This window comes from Dactylosporangium sp. NPDC049742 (genome assembly GCF_040674675.1).
GTDB classification, from domain to species: Bacteria; Actinomycetota; Actinomycetes; order Mycobacteriales; family Micromonosporaceae; genus Dactylosporangium; species Dactylosporangium maewongense.
The window spans coordinates 117,962-134,545 of sequence record NZ_JBFANF010000033.1; the positions used below are offsets into that span (position 1 = coordinate 117,962).

At 70.8% G+C, this 16,584-nt stretch carries 12 protein-coding genes; 4 read left to right on the forward strand and 8 right to left on the reverse strand.

Going from position 1 to position 16,584, the window contains the following annotated elements:
- Window positions 1–261 precede the first annotated feature (261 nt).
- From AB0J72_RS33800 to AB0J72_RS33835, 8 genes are all read right to left on the reverse strand, one after another.
- A complete protein-coding gene (locus AB0J72_RS33800) occupies window positions 262–1,320 on the reverse strand; it encodes a LacI family DNA-binding transcriptional regulator (protein ID WP_363405689.1) in 1,059 nt (352 codons plus the stop codon).
- Window positions 1,321–1,423: 103 nt separating this feature from the next.
- The gene (locus AB0J72_RS33805; RefSeq protein WP_363405691.1) at window positions 1,424–3,859 is read right to left on the reverse strand and encodes a glycosyl transferase; all 2,436 of its coding nucleotides are present in this window, start codon (window positions 3,857–3,859) and stop codon (window positions 1,424–1,426) included.
- A gap of 38 nt (window positions 3,860–3,897) precedes the next feature.
- Window positions 3,898–4,929, reverse strand: a complete 1,032-nt coding sequence (locus tag AB0J72_RS33810; protein WP_344503124.1) for a LacI family DNA-binding transcriptional regulator — start codon at window positions 4,927–4,929, stop codon at window positions 3,898–3,900.
- A 1-nt stretch (window position 4,930) separates the two neighbouring features.
- Complete coding sequence (locus tag AB0J72_RS33815) at window positions 4,931–6,334, reverse strand: GH1 family beta-glucosidase (RefSeq protein WP_363405694.1); 1,404 nt, start codon at window positions 6,332–6,334, stop codon at window positions 4,931–4,933.
- Window positions 6,331–7,230: a carbohydrate ABC transporter permease gene (locus AB0J72_RS33820; protein ID WP_363405713.1), complete on the reverse strand. Its 900-nt coding sequence runs from the start codon at window positions 7,228–7,230 to the stop codon at window positions 6,331–6,333. Before AB0J72_RS33820 ends, AB0J72_RS33815 begins: the two co-directional genes overlap by 4 nt.
- Before the next feature lie 266 nt (window positions 7,231–7,496).
- Window positions 7,497–8,483 (reverse strand): sugar ABC transporter permease, encoded by a 987-nt coding sequence (locus AB0J72_RS33825; RefSeq protein WP_363405696.1) that lies wholly within the window; start codon window positions 8,481–8,483, stop codon window positions 7,497–7,499.
- A gap of 88 nt (window positions 8,484–8,571) precedes the next feature.
- Window positions 8,572–9,885, reverse strand: a complete 1,314-nt coding sequence (locus AB0J72_RS33830; protein WP_344503127.1) for an extracellular solute-binding protein — start codon at window positions 9,883–9,885, stop codon at window positions 8,572–8,574.
- A 412-nt stretch (window positions 9,886–10,297) separates the two neighbouring features.
- On the reverse strand, window positions 10,298–10,843 hold the full coding sequence (locus AB0J72_RS33835) for a plasmid pRiA4b ORF-3 family protein (protein ID WP_363405699.1): 546 nt from the start codon (window positions 10,841–10,843) through the stop codon (window positions 10,298–10,300).
- Between the two features lie 177 nt (window positions 10,844–11,020).
- On the opposite strand from AB0J72_RS33835, the gene AB0J72_RS33840 reads away from it, so the two are divergent.
- From AB0J72_RS33840 to AB0J72_RS33855, 4 genes are all read left to right on the forward strand, one after another.
- Window positions 11,021–11,737: a pyrimidine reductase family protein gene (locus tag AB0J72_RS33840; RefSeq protein ID WP_363405701.1), complete on the forward strand. Its 717-nt coding sequence runs from the start codon at window positions 11,021–11,023 to the stop codon at window positions 11,735–11,737.
- A 200-nt stretch (window positions 11,738–11,937) separates the two neighbouring features.
- Window positions 11,938–13,701 carry an ATP-binding protein gene (locus AB0J72_RS33845; protein WP_363405703.1) on the forward strand — a complete coding sequence of 588 codons (1,764 nt, stop codon included), beginning with the start codon at window positions 11,938–11,940 and terminating at the stop codon, window positions 13,699–13,701.
- A gap of 22 nt (window positions 13,702–13,723) precedes the next feature.
- The gene (locus AB0J72_RS33850) at window positions 13,724–14,875 is read left to right on the forward strand and encodes an exonuclease SbcCD subunit D C-terminal domain-containing protein (RefSeq protein ID WP_363405705.1); all 1,152 of its coding nucleotides are present in this window, start codon (window positions 13,724–13,726) and stop codon (window positions 14,873–14,875) included.
- Between the two features lies 1 nt (window position 14,876).
- The coding region (locus AB0J72_RS33855) for an SMC family ATPase (protein WP_363405707.1) at window positions 14,877–16,584 on the forward strand (1,708 nt) is incomplete at its 3' end.

Here is a 16,584-nt window from a genome sequence, read left to right on the forward strand (position 1 = left end):
TTCGATCAACGGCGGCCAAGGAAGATCGGCGGCGGGAGGCACCATCCCGGCCCACTGGGGCAGATCCCATGATCCGGAAGACTTCGTGCGGCCGGACTGCAAGAACTCTTCCGGATCACGTGAAGGGCCAGGACGGCAGCCGTTCGGGGTGGTGGCGGGCGCGGTTTTCTCATGATCCGGAAGACTTTGTGCTGCTATGACGACACAAACTCTTCCGGATCATGGGGGCTGGCGGGACCCGCCGCGGGAGCGGTGGGGGAATTACGGCGTGCTGGCGCGTTCGACCAGGTGGGTTTCGACCATGACGGCGGTGGGGGCGGCGCCGGCGATGCGGGCGAGCAGCAGCCGGACCATCTCGCGGCCCATGGCCTCGACGGGCTGGTGGACGGTGGTCAGGGGCGGGTCGGTCTGGCGGGCGATGGCGACGTCGTCGAAGCCGACCAGGGAGACGTCCGACGGGACGCGCTTGCCGAGCTCGCGCAGGGCCCGCAGGGCGCCGACCGCCATCAGGTCGGAGGCGGCGAAGACGGCGTCGACCGAGGGGTCGCGGGCGAGCAGCTCGCGGACAGCCGCCTCGCCGGAGGCCTCGCTGAAGTCGCCGTACGCGATGAGGGACTCGTCGGCGGGCAGGCCGGCGCGGTCGAGGGCCTCGCGGTAGCCGGCGAGGCGGGACACGCCGGCGGCCATGTCCTGCGGGCCGGCGATCGCGGCGATCCGGCGGCGGCCGCGGTCCAGGAGGTGGCCGACGGCCAGGCGGGCGCCGCCCTCGTTGTCGGCGTCCACGAAGGCCACGTCGGAGGAGGCGTCGCCGGAGGACGACAGCATGCGGGCGGGGCGGCCGCCGAGGACCACGGGCAGGCCGCGCTGCTCCAGCAGCTGCGGCAGCGGGTCGGCGTCGTGCAGGGAGAGCAGCATGACGCCGTCGACGTGCTGGTTGGTGAGGTGGTGCTCGACCCGCTGGCGCTCGGCCGGGGACTGGGCCATGGCGAGCCACAGCTGCAGCTGGGTGTCGGCGAGGGCGGAGCTGACGCCGCGGACGATGCCGGCGAAGAACGGCTCGCCGAAGACCCGCTCCTCCGACTCCGACACGACGAGCGCGACGGAGTCGGTGCGCTGCGTGACGAGGGCGCGGGCGGCGCGGTTGGGGACATAGCCGAGCTCGTCGATCGCCTTCTGCACGGCCGCCCGCGCTTCCGGGCTCACCTGCGGCGAGCCGTTGACGACCCGCGAGACCGTGCCCCGCCCCACGCCGGCGCGCGAGGCGACCTCGTCGAGGGTGGGGCGGCCCGCGGAACGGGGGCGGCTGTTGGTGGAAGACACGCCCCATTGTGCGCACACGTTCGCGATCTTGCAGCCGCGGTGCCCCAGAATCGCGACACCGCGGCGGCAAAGCCAAAGCAAACCCGAAGCAAAACCAAACGATCTACGACAAATGCGCCTCGACCTGCACCGAGCTGCCGGCCGGGGCGACCGGCAGGACGCCGCCGTCGACGGGCACGCCGTCGACGGTGAGCGAGCACGAGGTCGCCGGGACGCCGGGCTCCTTGTGGACGGTGATGGTGTACGTCGCGCCGCGGAAGCGCCGTACCGCCGAGAAACCGGACCAGGACGAGGGGATGACCGGCGCGATCCGCAGGCCGGACAGCTCCGGCCGGATGCCCAGGATCCACTGCGTCACGGCCGCGTAGTTCCACGCGGCGGTCCCGGTCAGCCAGGAGTTCTTCGCCTCGCCGTGGGTGGGCGCGTCGCGGCCGGCGATCATCTGCGCGTAGACGTACGGCTCGCAGCGGTGCAGGTCGCCGATCTCCTCGCGGGCCGACGGGTTGATCCGCTTGTAGTAGTCGAACGCGCCGTCGCCGTTGCCGACCATCGCCTCGGCGATCATGAGCCACGGGTTCGTGTGGCAGAAGATCCCGGCGTTCTCCTTGTACCCCGGCGGGTAGGAGGAGATCTCGCCGAGCTCGATGCGGTACGACGAGAACGCCGGCTGCTGCAGCACGATGCCGTGCGGGGTGGCGAGCCGCTCGCGGACGCTGGCCAGGGCGCGCACGGCGGTGCCGTCCTCCAGGCCGACGCCACCCATGATGCACATGCCCTGCGGCTCGATGAAGATCTGCCCCTCGTCGTTGGAGGCGGAGCCGATGACGTTGCCGTGGAAGTCGTACGCGCGGCGGAACCACGCGCCGTCCCAGCCGTGCTCGGCGATCGAGCCGGTCATCTTCTCCGCGGCGGTCAGGTAGGCCGCCGGATCGTCGTCCTTGTGCACAGCCAGCTCGGCGAGCGAGCGGGCGGCGAGGACGAACTGGCCGGCGATGAACACCGACTCCGCGACGCCGCCGGTGGCGTTCTCCGTGGTCTGGAACGGCTCGCCGGGCGTGTCGGAGAAGCAGTTGAGGTTGAGGCAGTCGTTCCAGTCGGCCCGGCCGATCAGCGGGAGGCCGTGCGGCCCGAGGCGTTCGGTGGTGTACCGCAGCGACAGCTTGAGGTGCTCGTACAGCGACTGCTCGCTGCCGGGCGCGTTGTCGAACGGCACGGGCTCGTCGAGGATGCTCCAGTCGCCGCTCTCCTTGATGTACGAGGAGACGCCGAGGATGAGCCACAGCGGGTCGTCGTTGAAGCCGGACCCGATGTCGTTGTTCCCGCGCTTCGTCAGCGGCTGGTACTGGTGGTACGCGCCACCGGTCGGCAGCTGCGTGGCGGCGATGTCGAGGATCCGCTCGCGGGCCCGCTCCGGGATCATGTGGACGAAGCCGAGCAGGTCCTGGTTCGAGTCGCGGAAGCCCATCCCGCGGCCGATCCCCGACTCGTACAGCGACGTCGACCGGCTCATGTTGAACGTGACCATGTTCTGGTACGCGTTCCAGATGTTCACCATGCGGTCGGTGTCGGCGTCGGGGGTCTGCACGCGCAGCCCGCCGAGCAGCTCCTCCCAGCGCGCGGCGAGCGCGGCGAGGCCGGCGTCGACGGTCTCCTGGGCCAGCCAGGCGGCGACCTTCGCCTGCGCGCCGGCCTTGTTGATGGTCTGCGAGCCCGGCGGGTCGAACTTCGCGTCGCGGGGGTTCTCCCAGTACCCGAGGACGAAGCCGATCTCGCGGGTCTCCCCCGGCTCGAGGGTGAGCTTCACGTGGTGCGACCCGTGCGGCTGCCAGCCGTGGGCGACCGAGTCGCCGGACTCGCCGCGCTCCACGGCGAGGGGCCGGTCCCAGGAGCGGTAGGGGCCGAGGAACGCCTCCCGGGACGTGTCGAAGCCGGCGAGCGGCTCGCTGCACGCGAAGTAGGCGAAGTGGTCGCGGCGCTCCCGGTACTCCGTCTTGTGGTAGATGACGCCGTCGACGACCTCGACCTGGCCGGTGTTGAAGTTGCGCTGGTAGTTGGTGGCGTCGTCCTGCGCGTCCCACAGGCAGAACTCGATCGACGAGAACGCCGACAGCGACACGGCCGTGTCCCGCTCGTTCGTGACCTTGAGCCGCCACACCTCGAGGGTCTCGCCGAGCGGCACGAAGTAGAGCGTCTCGGCCTTGATCCCGCGGTACCGGGAGGCGACCCGCGTGTAGGACAGCCCGTGCCGGCACTCGTAGTCGTCGAGCTCGGTCTGCGTCGGCTGCCAGGTGGGCGACCAGAACTCGGCTTCGTCGCGCAGGTAGATGTAGCGGCCGCCGAGGTCCATCGGCGCGTTGTTGTACCGGTAGCGGGTCAGCCGGCGCAGCCGGGCGTCGCGGTAGAACGAGTAGCCGCCGGCGGTGTTGGAGATGATGCCGAAGTACGCCTCGGTGCCGAGGTAGTTGATCCAGGGCAGCGGGGTGTCTGGTCGGTCGATGACGTACTCGCGGCGTTCGTCGTCGAAGTGGCCGAAGCGCACGGTGTGCCTCCTGCTGGGGGGATAGAGACTGCGCTGCTTCAGGCGGACTCGCGGACCACGAGGTGCGTGTCGAGCACAGTCGAGTGGGCCGGCCCGCCGGCGATGCGGGCCAGCAGGAGCCTGGCCATCTCGCGCCCCATGCCCTCCACCGACTGGTGCACGGTGGTGAGCGGCGGCTGGGTCTGCCGGGCCACGGCGGAGTCCTCGAACCCGACCACGGCCACGTCGGCGGGCACCCGCCGGCCCAGCTCACGCAGGGCGCGGATGGCGCCGGCGGCCATCAGGTCGGAGGCGGCGAAGACGGCGTCGAGTCCGGGGTTGAGATGGATGAGGCGGTGCATCGCGTCGGCCCCGCTCGCCTCGCTGAAGTCGCCGTACGCGATGAGTCGCTGATCGTGCGGGAGGGACGCCAGGCGCAGCGCCTCCCGGTAGCCGCGAAGGCGGGCGATGCCCACCGCCATGTCCTGCGGGCCGGCGATCACCGCGATGCAGTGGCGACCGAGGCCGATCAGGTGCTCGACGGCGGTGCGAGCGCCGCCCTCGTTGTCGTTGTCCACGTAGGCGACCTCGTTGTCGCCCCCGCCCGCCTGCTCGATCTCGAGCATGTGCGCCGGCCGCCCGCCGAGGACGGTCGGCAGCCCCCGCTTGCCGAGCAGCGCCGGGAGCGGGTCGTCGTCGTGCAGGGAGAGCAGCAGCACCCCGTCCACGTGCTGGTCGGACAGGTGCCGCTCGACCATGAGCCGCTGCGACGGCGACTGCGCCATCGCGAGCCACAGCTGCAGGGACGTGTCGGCCAGCACGTTGCTGACGCCACGGACGATGCCGGCGAAGAACGGCTCGCCGAAGACCCGCTCCTCCGACTCGGACACCACGAGGGCTACCGAGTCGGTGCGGCGGGTGACGAGGGCACGGGCGGCCCGGTTGGGCACGTACCCGAGCTCTTCGACGGCGCGGGCGACGGCGGCGCGGGCTTCCGGGCTGACCTGCGGCGAGCCGTTGATCACCCGGGAGACCGTGCCGCGCCCGACGCCGGCGCGCGCGGCCACCTCGTCCAGCGTCGGGCGGCGCACGTTACTCGCCGAGGCCGTTGTGCTTGATGACCTCGCGGAACCGGTGGCCGCTGGCCTTGACCGTGCGCTGCTGCGTGTCGTAGTCGACCCGGATCATGCCGAACCGCTTGGTGTAGCCCCACGCCCATTCGAAGTTGTCCAGCAGCGACCAGGCGAAGTAGCCGCTCAGCGGTGCGCCGGCGGCGATCGCTTCGTGGCAGGCCCGGAAGTGCGCGTCGAAGTAGGCGACCCGGTCGGTGTCCTCCACCGTGCCCTCGTCGGTGACGGTGTCGACGTACGCGGCGCCGTTCTCCGTGATGTACAGCGGGACCGCCGGGTAGTCGCGGGCGACTCGGGTCAGCGTCTCGGTGAGGCCCGGGGCGTCGACCTCCCAGTCCATGTCGGTGACGGGGACGCCGGGCCGCTTGAGGAACCGGACGGTCTCGCTGCCGGGCCACGACGTCGGCGCCCGCCAGTAGGGCTCGGCGGGGACGTCGGGGTCCTCGCCGGCCACCACGTGGCGGCTGTAGTAGTTGATGCCCAGCAGGTCCAGCGGCTGCGCGATCTGCTTGTGGTCGCCGTCGCGGACGAAGCCGAAGTCGCTGATCCCCTGCAGGTCGGCCAGCACGTCCGCCGGGTACGAGCCGAGCAGCACCGGGTCGAGGAAGATCCGGTTGGCGAGCCCGTCGATGCGCCGGGCCGCGTCGAGGTCCCCCGGCTTCGTCTCGTCGGCCGCGGAGATCGCGTACAGGTTGAGCGTGATGCCCAGCTGCGCGGTGGGATCCGCGGCGCGGATCGACTCGATCGCCTGGCCGTGGCCGAGGAGCAGGTGGTGCATGGCGGCCAGGGCGTCAGGCGCGTGCTGACGGCCCGGCGCGTGGACGCCCGACGCGTAGCCGAGGAACGCCGAGCACCACGGCTCGTTGAACGTCGTCCAGTGGCGGACCCGGTCGCCGAGCGCGCCGTGCACGAGCGTGGCGTAGTCGGCGAACCGGGCCGCGGTGTCGCGGGCGGGCCAGCCGCCCGCGTCTTCCAGCTCCTGGGGCAGGTCCCAGTGGTACAGCGTCACCCAGGGGGTGATGTCGTGCGACAGCAGCTCGTCGACGAGCCGCCGGTAGAAGTCCAGGCCCTTGGCGTTGGCCGGCCCCGACCCGCCCGGCTGGACGCGCGGCCACGCGACGGAGAACCGGTAGGCGTTGACGCCCAGGTCCTTCATCAGCCCCACGTCCTCGCGGAAGCGGTGGTAATGATCGCAGGCCACGTCGCCGGTGTCCCCGCCCAGTGTCTTGCCCGGGGTGTGGCTGAACGTGTCCCAGATCGAGGGGGTGCGGCCGTCCTCCTGGGCGGCCCCCTCGATCTGGTACGACGCGGTCGCCGCACCCCACACGAAACCGGGTGGGAACGTCAGCGGGTCGATGCTGGTCACGCCTTGACCGAACCTTCCATGATGCCGCCGATGATCTGACGGCCGAATGCGATGAACACCAGGAGCAGCGGCACGATCGCAAGAGCTGTCCCGGTAAAGACTTGCACGTAGTCGGTCTTGTAATAACCGGTGGCGAGAATGTTCAGTGAAACTTGCACGGTCGGGGTGTCGCCATTGAGCACGACGTAGGGCCAGAGGAAGTCGTTCCAGGTCTCCATGAACGTGAGCAGGCCCAGCACGGCCGCCGCCGGACGCAGCGCGGGCAGCACGACCGACCAGTACGTCCGCCAGGTGGAGGCACCGTCGACGCGGGCGGCCTCGATGAGCTCGTCGCTGATCGCGGACTCCGCGTACTGCCGGATCATGAACACGCCGAAGCCCTTGACCAGGAACGGCACGATGACCGCCTGGAGGGTGTTCGTCCAGTCGAACTTCACCATGAGCAGGTACAGCGGGATGATGTTGACCTGGGTCGGGATCATCATCGTGAGGATGATGATCAGCAGCAGTGCGTTCTTCCCGCGGAACTTCAGCTTCGCGAAGGCGAAGCCGGCGAGCGTGGAGAAGAACACCACTGACAAGGTTACACACGACGACACGATGGCCGAGTTGATCAGGCCGTAGACGAAGTTGGCGTCGGTGTTGGCCAGCACGCGCGAGGCGTTGTCGAAGAAGTTCGGGCCGGGCGTGAGCGGCGGCGGGATGTCGGTGACCGCGCTGTTGTCCCGCGAGGCCACGATGAAGGACCACAGGATCGGGAAGACCGACAGCACGATCGTGATGATCAGCGCGAGGTACGTCAGCGGGCTGGCGTCCCAGAGCGCGGCCGAGGCGCTGCGGACCCGGCCCTTCTTCCCCGGCGGCGGCGTGCCCGGCCTGCTCCGAGGCCTTGTCATCGTGGTGCTCATGCCGCCACCTCCGCTGCGCTCCGGCGTCGGCCTGAGCCAAACCTGTCACATGATGAGCGGCCCGAGCCGCTTCGCTGGCCGCTCATGCCGCCACCTCCGCTGCGCTCCGGCGTCGGCCTGAGCCAAACCTGTCACATGATGAGCGGCCCGAGCCGCTCCGCTGGCCGCTCATGCCGCCACCTCCGCTGCGCTCCGGCGTCGGCCTGAGCCAAACCTGTCACATGATGAGCGGCCCGAGCCGCTTCGCTGGCCGCTCATGAGGTCTGCCCCTTGACGGATCGGCGCACCAGAGCGAAGTTGATCAGTGCGAAGATCAGGATGATCACGAACAGCAGCCAGGAGATCGCGGCGCCGCGGCCCACGTTGTAGTTGTTCGTGAACGTGGTCTCGTAGATGTACATCGCGACGGTCTGGAACTCGTTGAGCGAGCCACCCTGGATGCGGCCGTAGTTGAACAGCAGCGGCTCGGTGAACAGCTGCATGCCGCCGATCGTCGAGATGATCACGGTGAAGAGGATCGTCGGCTGGATGAGCGGCACGGTGATCCGCCAGAACCGGCGGGCCGCGGACGCGCCGTCCAGCGACGCCGACTCGTACAGCTCCTTCGGGATCGCCTGCATCGCCGCCAGGTAGATGAGGGCGTTGTAGCCGGTCCAGCGCCAGTCGACCATGAACGCGATCGCGGTCCACGACGACCAGCGGTGGTTGCGCCACTCGACGGGATCCAGGTGCAGGCTCTGCAGCAGCCAGTTCGCCAGGCCGTACCGGTCGGCGAAGATCAGGCCGAAGACGATGCCGACGGCGGCGACCGAGGTGATGTTGGGGATGAGGACACCCATGCGGATCGCGGTGCGGGCCCGCATCTTCTTGTTGAGCCAGCTCGCGATGAGCAGCGCGAAGATGAGCTGCGGCACGGTCGCGACGATGAACAGGCCGAACGTGTTGAAGATGACGATCCAGAAGTGCTCGTCCCAGAGGACCTTGCGGTAGTTCTCGAGCCCGACGAAGCCCGCGTCGCCACCCGTCAGGGTGTTCTTCCGGGTCGACAGGATGGCCGTGTAGACCAGCGGGTACGCGCCGAACACCGCGAACAGGACGAAGAACGGCGCGACGAACAGGTACGGCGACAGTCGCAGGTCGAGCCGCCCGACCCGCACGGAGCGCCGCGACGCTGGTTTCGGTGGCCCGGCGGGGGCGCGCCCGTGGCGAGGCCCGGTGACCTCGCCGACGTTGGTAGCCATGGGGGGTGGATCCCTTCCGATCAACGGGCTATGTGGAGGACGGAGGCGGCGTCAGGTTCGACGCCGCCTCCGCCGTCAACGTTGCGGATCAGCCTTCGGCGAGTGCCTTGCTGTCCTTGATGGCCTTGTCCCAGCCCGCCTGGGCGCTCAGCTTGCCCTGCTCGGCGGCCTGCATGGCCGGCTCGAACCCGTTCTCCCACAGCGCCTGGTGCTTCGGGCCGAGGTAGATCGGCTTGAGGTCCTTGGCCGCACCGGCGTAGATCTTGCCGACCGGGGCGTTGTTGAAGTACTCGTTCTTCGCCTCGGTGATCTTCGGGTCGTCCAGCGCGGCGATCGACGAGGGCAGCGGGCCCGCCTCGGCGAACGCGTCCAGGCCACCCTGCTTGCCGGTGATGAACTTGATCAGCTCGAAGGCCTGCTTCTTGTGCTTGCTCTGCTCGGGCACCGCGAGGTAGGAGCCGCCCCAGTTGCCACCCTTACCGGGGATGGTCGCGATGTCCCACTTGTTCTTGCCGGCGTCGCCGGCGCGCTCCTTGATGACACCCGTGTACCACGGCGGGCACGGCACGGTCGCGAACGCGGCGTTCTTGAACGCGGCGTCCCAGTCCGCCTGCCAGCGGGCGAGCTTCGCGGTCAGGCCCTTGGCGGCCATGTCCATGCCCAGGTCGTAGGCGTCCTTGACGGCCTTGTTGGTGTCGCCGATGTACTTGTCGCTCTTGTCGTAGAACCAGCTGTCCGCGTTCTGCATGATGTACGGCTGCATGATGCTCGTCGCCGAGTCGGTCCAGGCGGCGCCGGTGTTCTTCGACTTGAAGATCTCGCCCTGCTTGACGTACTCCTGCCAGGTCGGCCACAGCTTGCTGACCGCGTCGCGGTCAACCGGCAGGCCGGCCTTCTGGAAGAGGTCGGTGCGGTAGCACATCGCCAGGGGGCCGACGTCGGTGCCGAGGCCGACGAGCTTCTTGCCGTCCGCGGTGAAGGCGTTCTTCCACTTGAAGGCCAGGTAGTCCTTCTCCAGCGACGCCGCGCCCAGGTCGAGCAGGTTCGCGAAGCCCTTGTTGTCCTTCAGGTACTGCAGCAGCATGCCCTCTTCGAGCATGACCACGTCACTCGCGCCGCTGCCGGCGGAGATCCACTGGGCGAGCTTCGGAGCGAAGTCCTTGGTCTGGCCTTCGTTCTTCACGTCGACCTTGATGTTCGGGTTGGCGGCCTCGAAGTCCTTGACCGCCTGGTTGAAGCCGGGCGTGCCGAAGTAGGACAGCGAGATGGTGACCGGGCCCGTGCCGTCGGCGCTGGGCTCGTCGTCCTTCTTCGCACTGCAGGCGGTGGTCATACCGAGGGTAAGACCCACGGCGAGCGTGGCCGCGGCGATCGAACGCAGACGGCGTGAGGTGACGCTCATCCTGACCCCTCTCTCAGGTCGTGATGGGTGTGTGGTGGGGGTGTGATGCATCGACGGCGGACCCGGGTGTGAAGTCCGTCGTTCGGGTGTCGCGGGGTATGGCGGGTCGAGCATTTGAGTGGCCCCGTGGCCGCGGGGTGTGTCACCGGCCACAGCCACGGGAGCGCTCCCATGAGACTGGCGCCTCGTCCGCCACGTGTCAATGGGGCAGTGGGAGCGTTCCCATTTCGTTACCGCAAGATTTCGACGAGCGGTTTTGTACGCCTTTACCGCGACATGGCCGCTTCCAGCGCGGCGACCTCAGCGACGGATGTCAATCCAGGCACGCGGACGCGCGCCATCGACAGCCGTCGTCGCACGACAGTTCCATGAAAGCGTCATGGATCGATGTAATCGATCGACGGGCGTCGGGCTACGTCATGCGGCGCAGAAGGGTGCTCACCCGGGCCGGATCGAAGGACGTCGGGTCGAAGGAGCGGCCGAGCCACTCGCGCATCGCGGCGTGGTCCGGGTGGTCCGGGTCGGCCAGGACGGCGATCAGGTCGCGGTAGCCGTCGGGCCCGCCCACGTCGTCGGGCGGGCAGCCGCGCTCGCCGGCGGTGCACACCGGGTAGGCGGTGTCCGGGTCGGCGGGGAACACGTCCTCGACCGTCAGGTCGTGCTCCCACCAGTCGCCGAAGTCGTAGGTGTACCGCAGGCGGCCGTCCTTCGGGGCGACCGCGTCCAGGCGGGTGTCGAGCTCGTCCCGGACGTCGAGCAGGCCGTCGGGGTCGGGCACCCCGTACTGCACGCCGTCGATGTCGAAGACGTGCAGGTGACGGTCGCCCCAGCCCATCGCGAACTGCACGACACGGTGGACACGGTCGAGAGTGAAGCCGCCCGGGATGAGGACCCGTCGCCACACGGTGGGCTCGACGCCGTCGAGCGTGATGCGGAGTTGGATGATCGCGCGCGCCATGGTGCAGTCATTGTTGACCGAGGCGGTATGGCGGCGCACCCTGAAGTGGTGATCTGTCCTGCGTGTCGGGAGAAACGGCACGCCGACTGCCCCGGCGGCAACCGGTGCGACTGCCAGCACCGCGAGCCGGCGCCCACCCCTCCCGTGACGGGTGCGCCGGGGCCCTAAGGTTGGCTGGTGCAGCAGCTGTACCCGCATCCGGGAGACGTCGACCAGGCAACACTCGTCGACCTGTACGCGCCGCCGCCGGAGCCCTCCGTAAGGGTGAACTTCGTGGCGAGCCTCGACGGCGCGGGGACGCTCGACGGCAAGTCGGCCGGCCTGTCGGGGCCGGAGGACAAGCGGGTCTTCGGGATCCTGCGGATGCGCTGCGACGCGCTGCTCGTCGGCGCCGGCACGGTCCGCGACGAGGGCTACCGCGCGCTGCGCCTGGACGAGCAGCGGCGGCGGTGGCGCCTGGAGCACGGGCTGAGCGAGTACCCGACCCTGGTCATCGTGTCCGGCCGGGCGGACCTCGACCCCGCGCAGCCCGCCCTCGCCGACGCGCCGGTCCGGCCGGTCGTCGTCACGCGGAACGGGACGGACACCGCGCACCTCGAGCCGGTGGCGGACGTCATCCGGGCGGGTGACCACCACGTCGACCTGGCCGCGGCGATCGACCGGCTCCGGGCGGAGGGCCACGCCCAGATCCTCAGCGAGGGCGGGCCGCGACTGTTCGGGTCGCTCACCGCGGCGGGCCTCGTCGACGAGCTGTGCCTGACGGTGTCGCCGTTGCTCACCGGCCCCGGAGCGGGCAGGATCACCGCCGGACCCCTGGCCCCGACCCCCGAGCACCTCACGCTGCGTCACGTATTGCTGGCCGATGGTCAGCTGCTGCTGCGGTACGGGCGCTGAACCGAATCCACACCACTGTCCACAGACCTGTGGACAAGTGTCCCCAACCTGTGGACGCGCGACGGTCTTGCGACTGTTTTGCGGTGGTTTGGCCGTGTGAACGAACGTGAACGCGTCCACAGGTGGGCGTGGTGGCTTCGATCCGCCGGTGGTCTTGGGGCACGATGCACAGGCGAACACATGTACTGGGGGTCGACCGGATGGACGTTACGGACGATACGAAGGACGGGCCTGTCGTCGGCCGGGTCCTCGGCACCGCCGACGCAACCCCGCTCACGTTCTGGGTCGCCGTGAACGACGACGCCTACCTCCAGCTCGACGACGTCGTCGTCACCGAGCGTGAGCTCCCCGGCCAGCCGCCGGTGAAGATCGCCGGCGTGGTGACCGCGGTCAGGGCCCGGCACGAGGGCGTCGTGTTCGACTCCGACGTGTTCCTCGTCGCCGACGGCACGCTGCCGGCGACGGTGCAGGAGGCGGCCGAGATCACCACGACCCGCGTCGATCCCGAGGTGTACGTCCCGCCGACCCCCGGCGCCGTCGTGCACCGGGCGCAGGGCGACGCGCGGGCCGGCGCCCTCTACTTCGACCGGATGGACCGCACGATCCCGATGGGCTTCGGCCGGGACGGCGCCGCGATGTTCATCAACGCGGACTTCCTCGACGGCAGCCGCGGCGCCCACGTGTCGATCTCCGGCATCTCCGGGGTGGCGACGAAGACGAGCTTCGCCACGTTCCTGCTCTACTCGGTGTTCCGGTCCGGCGTCCTCGGCGGCGCCGGCGAGACCGCCAACACCCGCGCGCTCATCTTCAACGTCAAGGGCGAGGACCTGCTGTTCCTCGACCACCCCAACAGCCGCCTCGACGCGGCGACGGAGGCCAACTACGCGCGGCTCGGGCTGGTCGCCGGCCCGTTCCCCGACGTGCGGGTCTACGCGCCGCCAAGGGCCGGCGACTCCTCCGGCACGCCGGACGTCAGCAGCCGGCTGTCCGGGGTCGACAGCTTCTACTGGACGCTGCAGGAGTTCTGCGCCGACCGCCTGCTGCCGTACGTGTTCGCCGACGCGGACGACGAGCGCCAGCAGTACACGATGGTGGTCCACTCGGTCACCGCCCACCTGGCGCGCATCGCGCAGCCCGCGGAGGGCGGCGTCGCCGTCGACGGCACCCGCCTCAACTCGTACGCCGACCTCGTCGACTACCTGGTGGAGCAGCTCAACGACGACGCGACCCGCGGGCAGTGGGCGGGCAGCGCGGTCGGGCTCGGCACGGTCAACGCGTTCGCCCGCCGGCTGATCGGCAGCAAGAAGGACCTGTCCCGGCTGATCCGCGGCGACCTCGCCACCCGCCGGCCGCACGCGGTCAACACCGCCGAGAGCGCCCAGGTGACCGTGGTCGACCTGCACAACCTGCCGGACCGGGCGCAGCGCTTCGTGGTCGGCGTGACGCTGCGCAGCGAGTTCGAGCGCAAGGAGAAGGCGGGCACGGCGAAGCCGCTGCTGTTCGTGGTGCTCGACGAGCTCAACAAGTACGCGCCGCGGGAGGGCACCAGCCCGATCAAGGAGGTGCTGCTCGACATCGCCGAGCGCGGGCGGTCCCTGGGCGTCGTGCTGATCGGCGCGCAGCAGACGGCGAGCGAGGTCGAGCGGCGCATCGTGGCCAACTCCGCGATCCGGGTCGTGGGCCGGCTCGACCCCGCGGAGGCGTCCCGGCCGGAGTACGGGTTCCTGCCCCCGGCCCAGCGCCAGCGGGCCCTGCTCGCCAAGCCCGGCACCATGTTCGTGTCGCAGCCGGAGATCCCGGTGCCGCTGTGCATCGAGTTCCCGTTCCCGTCGTGGGCGACCCGGCCCGCGGAGGCGGGCGCCGCGCCGAGCGCGACGCTGCGCTCGATCGCCCAGGCCAACGACTCGTTCGCGGTCGTCGCGCGGGTCGGCGGCGGCATCACCGACGACGAGATCCCCTTCTAGTCACTGCGAAAGGACTGCACCGGTGCGGATCCTGCACACCTCGGACTGGCACGTCGGCAAGGTCCTCAAAGGACAGTCGCGGGCCAACGACCACATCGCGGCCCTCAAGGCACTCGTCGACGTGGCCGAGGCCGAGCAGCCCGACCTGGTGATCGTCGCCGGGGACCTGTACGACTCGGCGAGCCCGCCCGCCGACGCCACGAAGATCGTCACGCGGGGGCTGTCGGCGCTGCGCAAGACGGGCGCGGACGTCGTCGTCATCGGCGGCAACCACGACAACGGCCAGGCCCTCGACGCGCTCCGGCCGTGGGCGGACGCGGCCGGCATCACCATCCGCGGCGCCCTCACCAAGCCCGAGGAGCTGCTGCTGGAGGGGCGGACGCGGGACGGCGAGGAGTGGCGGCTGGCCGCGCTGCCGTTCGTGTCCCAGCGGTACGCGCTGCGGGCGGCGGAGATGTTCGACCTCAGCGCGGCGGAGAGCGCACAGAGCTACGCGCACCACATCGGCGGCCTGCTCGCCACCCTCGCCAAGGGGTTCGGGCGCGACACCGTCAACCTGATCACCGGGCACCTCACGGTCATCGGCGCGACGATGGGCGGCGGCGAGCGCGAGGCGCACACCATCATGGGCTACGCCGTGCCCGCGTCGGTCTTCCCGTCCTCGGCGCACTACGTCGCGCTCGGCCACCTGCACCGGGCGCAGACCGTCAACGGGCCCTGCCCGATCCGCTACTGCGGCAGCCCGCTGCCGATCGACTTCGGCGAGGAGGAGAACTTCTCCGCCGTCGCGATCGTCGACGTGACCACCAGCACCGCGGCGCGGGTCCGCGAGGTGCCTCTGCCGGTCGCGACCCCGCTGCGGACGGTCCGTGGCACGCTCGCCCAGCTGGCCACCCTGGACACCGGTGAGGCGTGGCTGCGGGTGTACGTGTCGGAGCAGCCCCGGGCGGGGCTCCGCGAGGAGGTCCAGGAGCTGCTGCCGAAGGCCCTGGAGGTGCGCATCGACCCGAAGCTGCTGCCCGACCCGAAGGCCGCCGAGCGGGCCGCGGCGCGCGCCGGCCGGTCCGCGGGCGAGCTGTTCGCCGACTACCTCGGCCAGAAGGGCCACGCGGACGACGCCACGGTCAAGCTGTTCCACCAGCTGCACGACGAAGTCCAGGAGGCGAGGAACTGACATGCGGCCCATTCGCTTGGACCTGGACGGGTTCACCGTCTTCCGGCGGCCGACGACCGTCGACTTCACCGACACGGACTTCTTCGCGCTCGTCGGGCCGACCGGCTCCGGCAAGTCGACGATCCTCGACGCGATCACGTTCGCGCTCTACGGCACCGTCCCCCGCTGGGGCGACCGGCGCGCGATCGCCAACGCGCTCGCCCCGTCGGCGACCGAGGCGAGGGTGCGGTTCGTGTTCGAGTCCGCGGGCGTGCGCTACGTCCTCGCCCGGGTCGTGCGCCGCGACGGCAAGGGCGCGGTCAGCACCAAGCACGCCGGCCTGGAGGCGCTCCCGCACGGCTTCGACCTGTCCCGCTTCGACAGCGGGCTCAGCGCCGACGACATGGGCACCGTGCTCGCTGGCACGCCCATGGAGGTCGACCTGGCGGTGCAGAGCGTGATCGGCCTGCCCTACGAGCAGTTCACCAAGTGCGTGGTGCTGCCGCAGGGCGAGTTCGCGGCGTTCCTGCACGCCAAGCCGGCCGAGCGGCAGAAGATCCTCGTCAATCTGCTGGGTCTGGACGTGTACGGGCAGATCCGCGAGCGCGCGAACCTGCGCGGCAGCGCCGCCGACGCGAAGCTGAAGGTCCTCGGCGAGCAGCTCAGCGGCATGTCCGACGTGGACGACGCGGCCCTCGCCGCGGCGGTCGCGCGGGCGGAGACGTTGCGGGCGCTCGCCGGCGACGTCGACCGGATCGGGCCGCAGCTGGCCGACGCGGCGAAGCTCGCCGTCGCCGCCGCGGCGACGCTCACCGACCTGGACGCCGACATCGACCGGCTGACCCGGCTGCGGGTGCCGGCCGACGCGGGCACCCTGGCGGCGGGCGCGGCGCAGGCCCGGGCCGCGGTCACGGCCGCCGCCGACGCGGTCCGGACCGTGGAGGAGCGGGAGGAGAAGCTGCGCGGCGAGCTGCAGGCCGCCGGCGACCAGACCGCGCTGCGGCGGCTGCTCGACGCGCACGCCGAGCGTGACCGGCTCGCCGGCGAGGCCGCCACCGTCCACGCGACCGTCGCGGCGGCCGAGCAGGAGCACGGGAAGGCCACCGCCGCGCTGGGGGTGGCTCGTACCAAGGCCGCCGACGCGATGGGAGCGCTGGAGGCGGCCAGGGAGGCCTATCAGACCGCGGTCGCCGTCGACCGGGCCACCGCGCTGCGGCCGCACCTGCGGGTCGGCGACGAGTGCCCGGTGTGCACCCAGACCGTGCGGACACTGCCGGAGACGCCGCTCGAGCCGGCGGTCGCGGCGGCCAAGGCGGCCGGCGACGCGGCCCGCAAGCGCAGCGACGCCGCCGAACGGGTCGTCGCCGACCAGGACAAGGTCGTGCGCGACCTCGACCGGGGGCTCGCCGCGGCGCGGGCGCACGCCGAGCAGGTCGACGCCCGGATGTCCACACTGGACCGGGCGCTGGACGGCGCGCCGGCGCCCGACGCCCTGCGCCGCGACCTCGACGGCATCGCGAAGCTCCACAGTGGACTGGAGAAGGCCGGCGCCGAGGTCCGCAAGGCACGAGAGGCGCACCGCAAGGCCGCCGGCGCCGCCGACCGAGCCGAGGACCAGCTGCGCGCGGCGTGGAAGGCGTTCGACGCGGCCCGCGACGCGCTCGCGGCGTTCGGCCCGCCGCCCGCGGACCGCGACGACCTCGCCGACGCGTGGGCGGCGCTGACCGGCT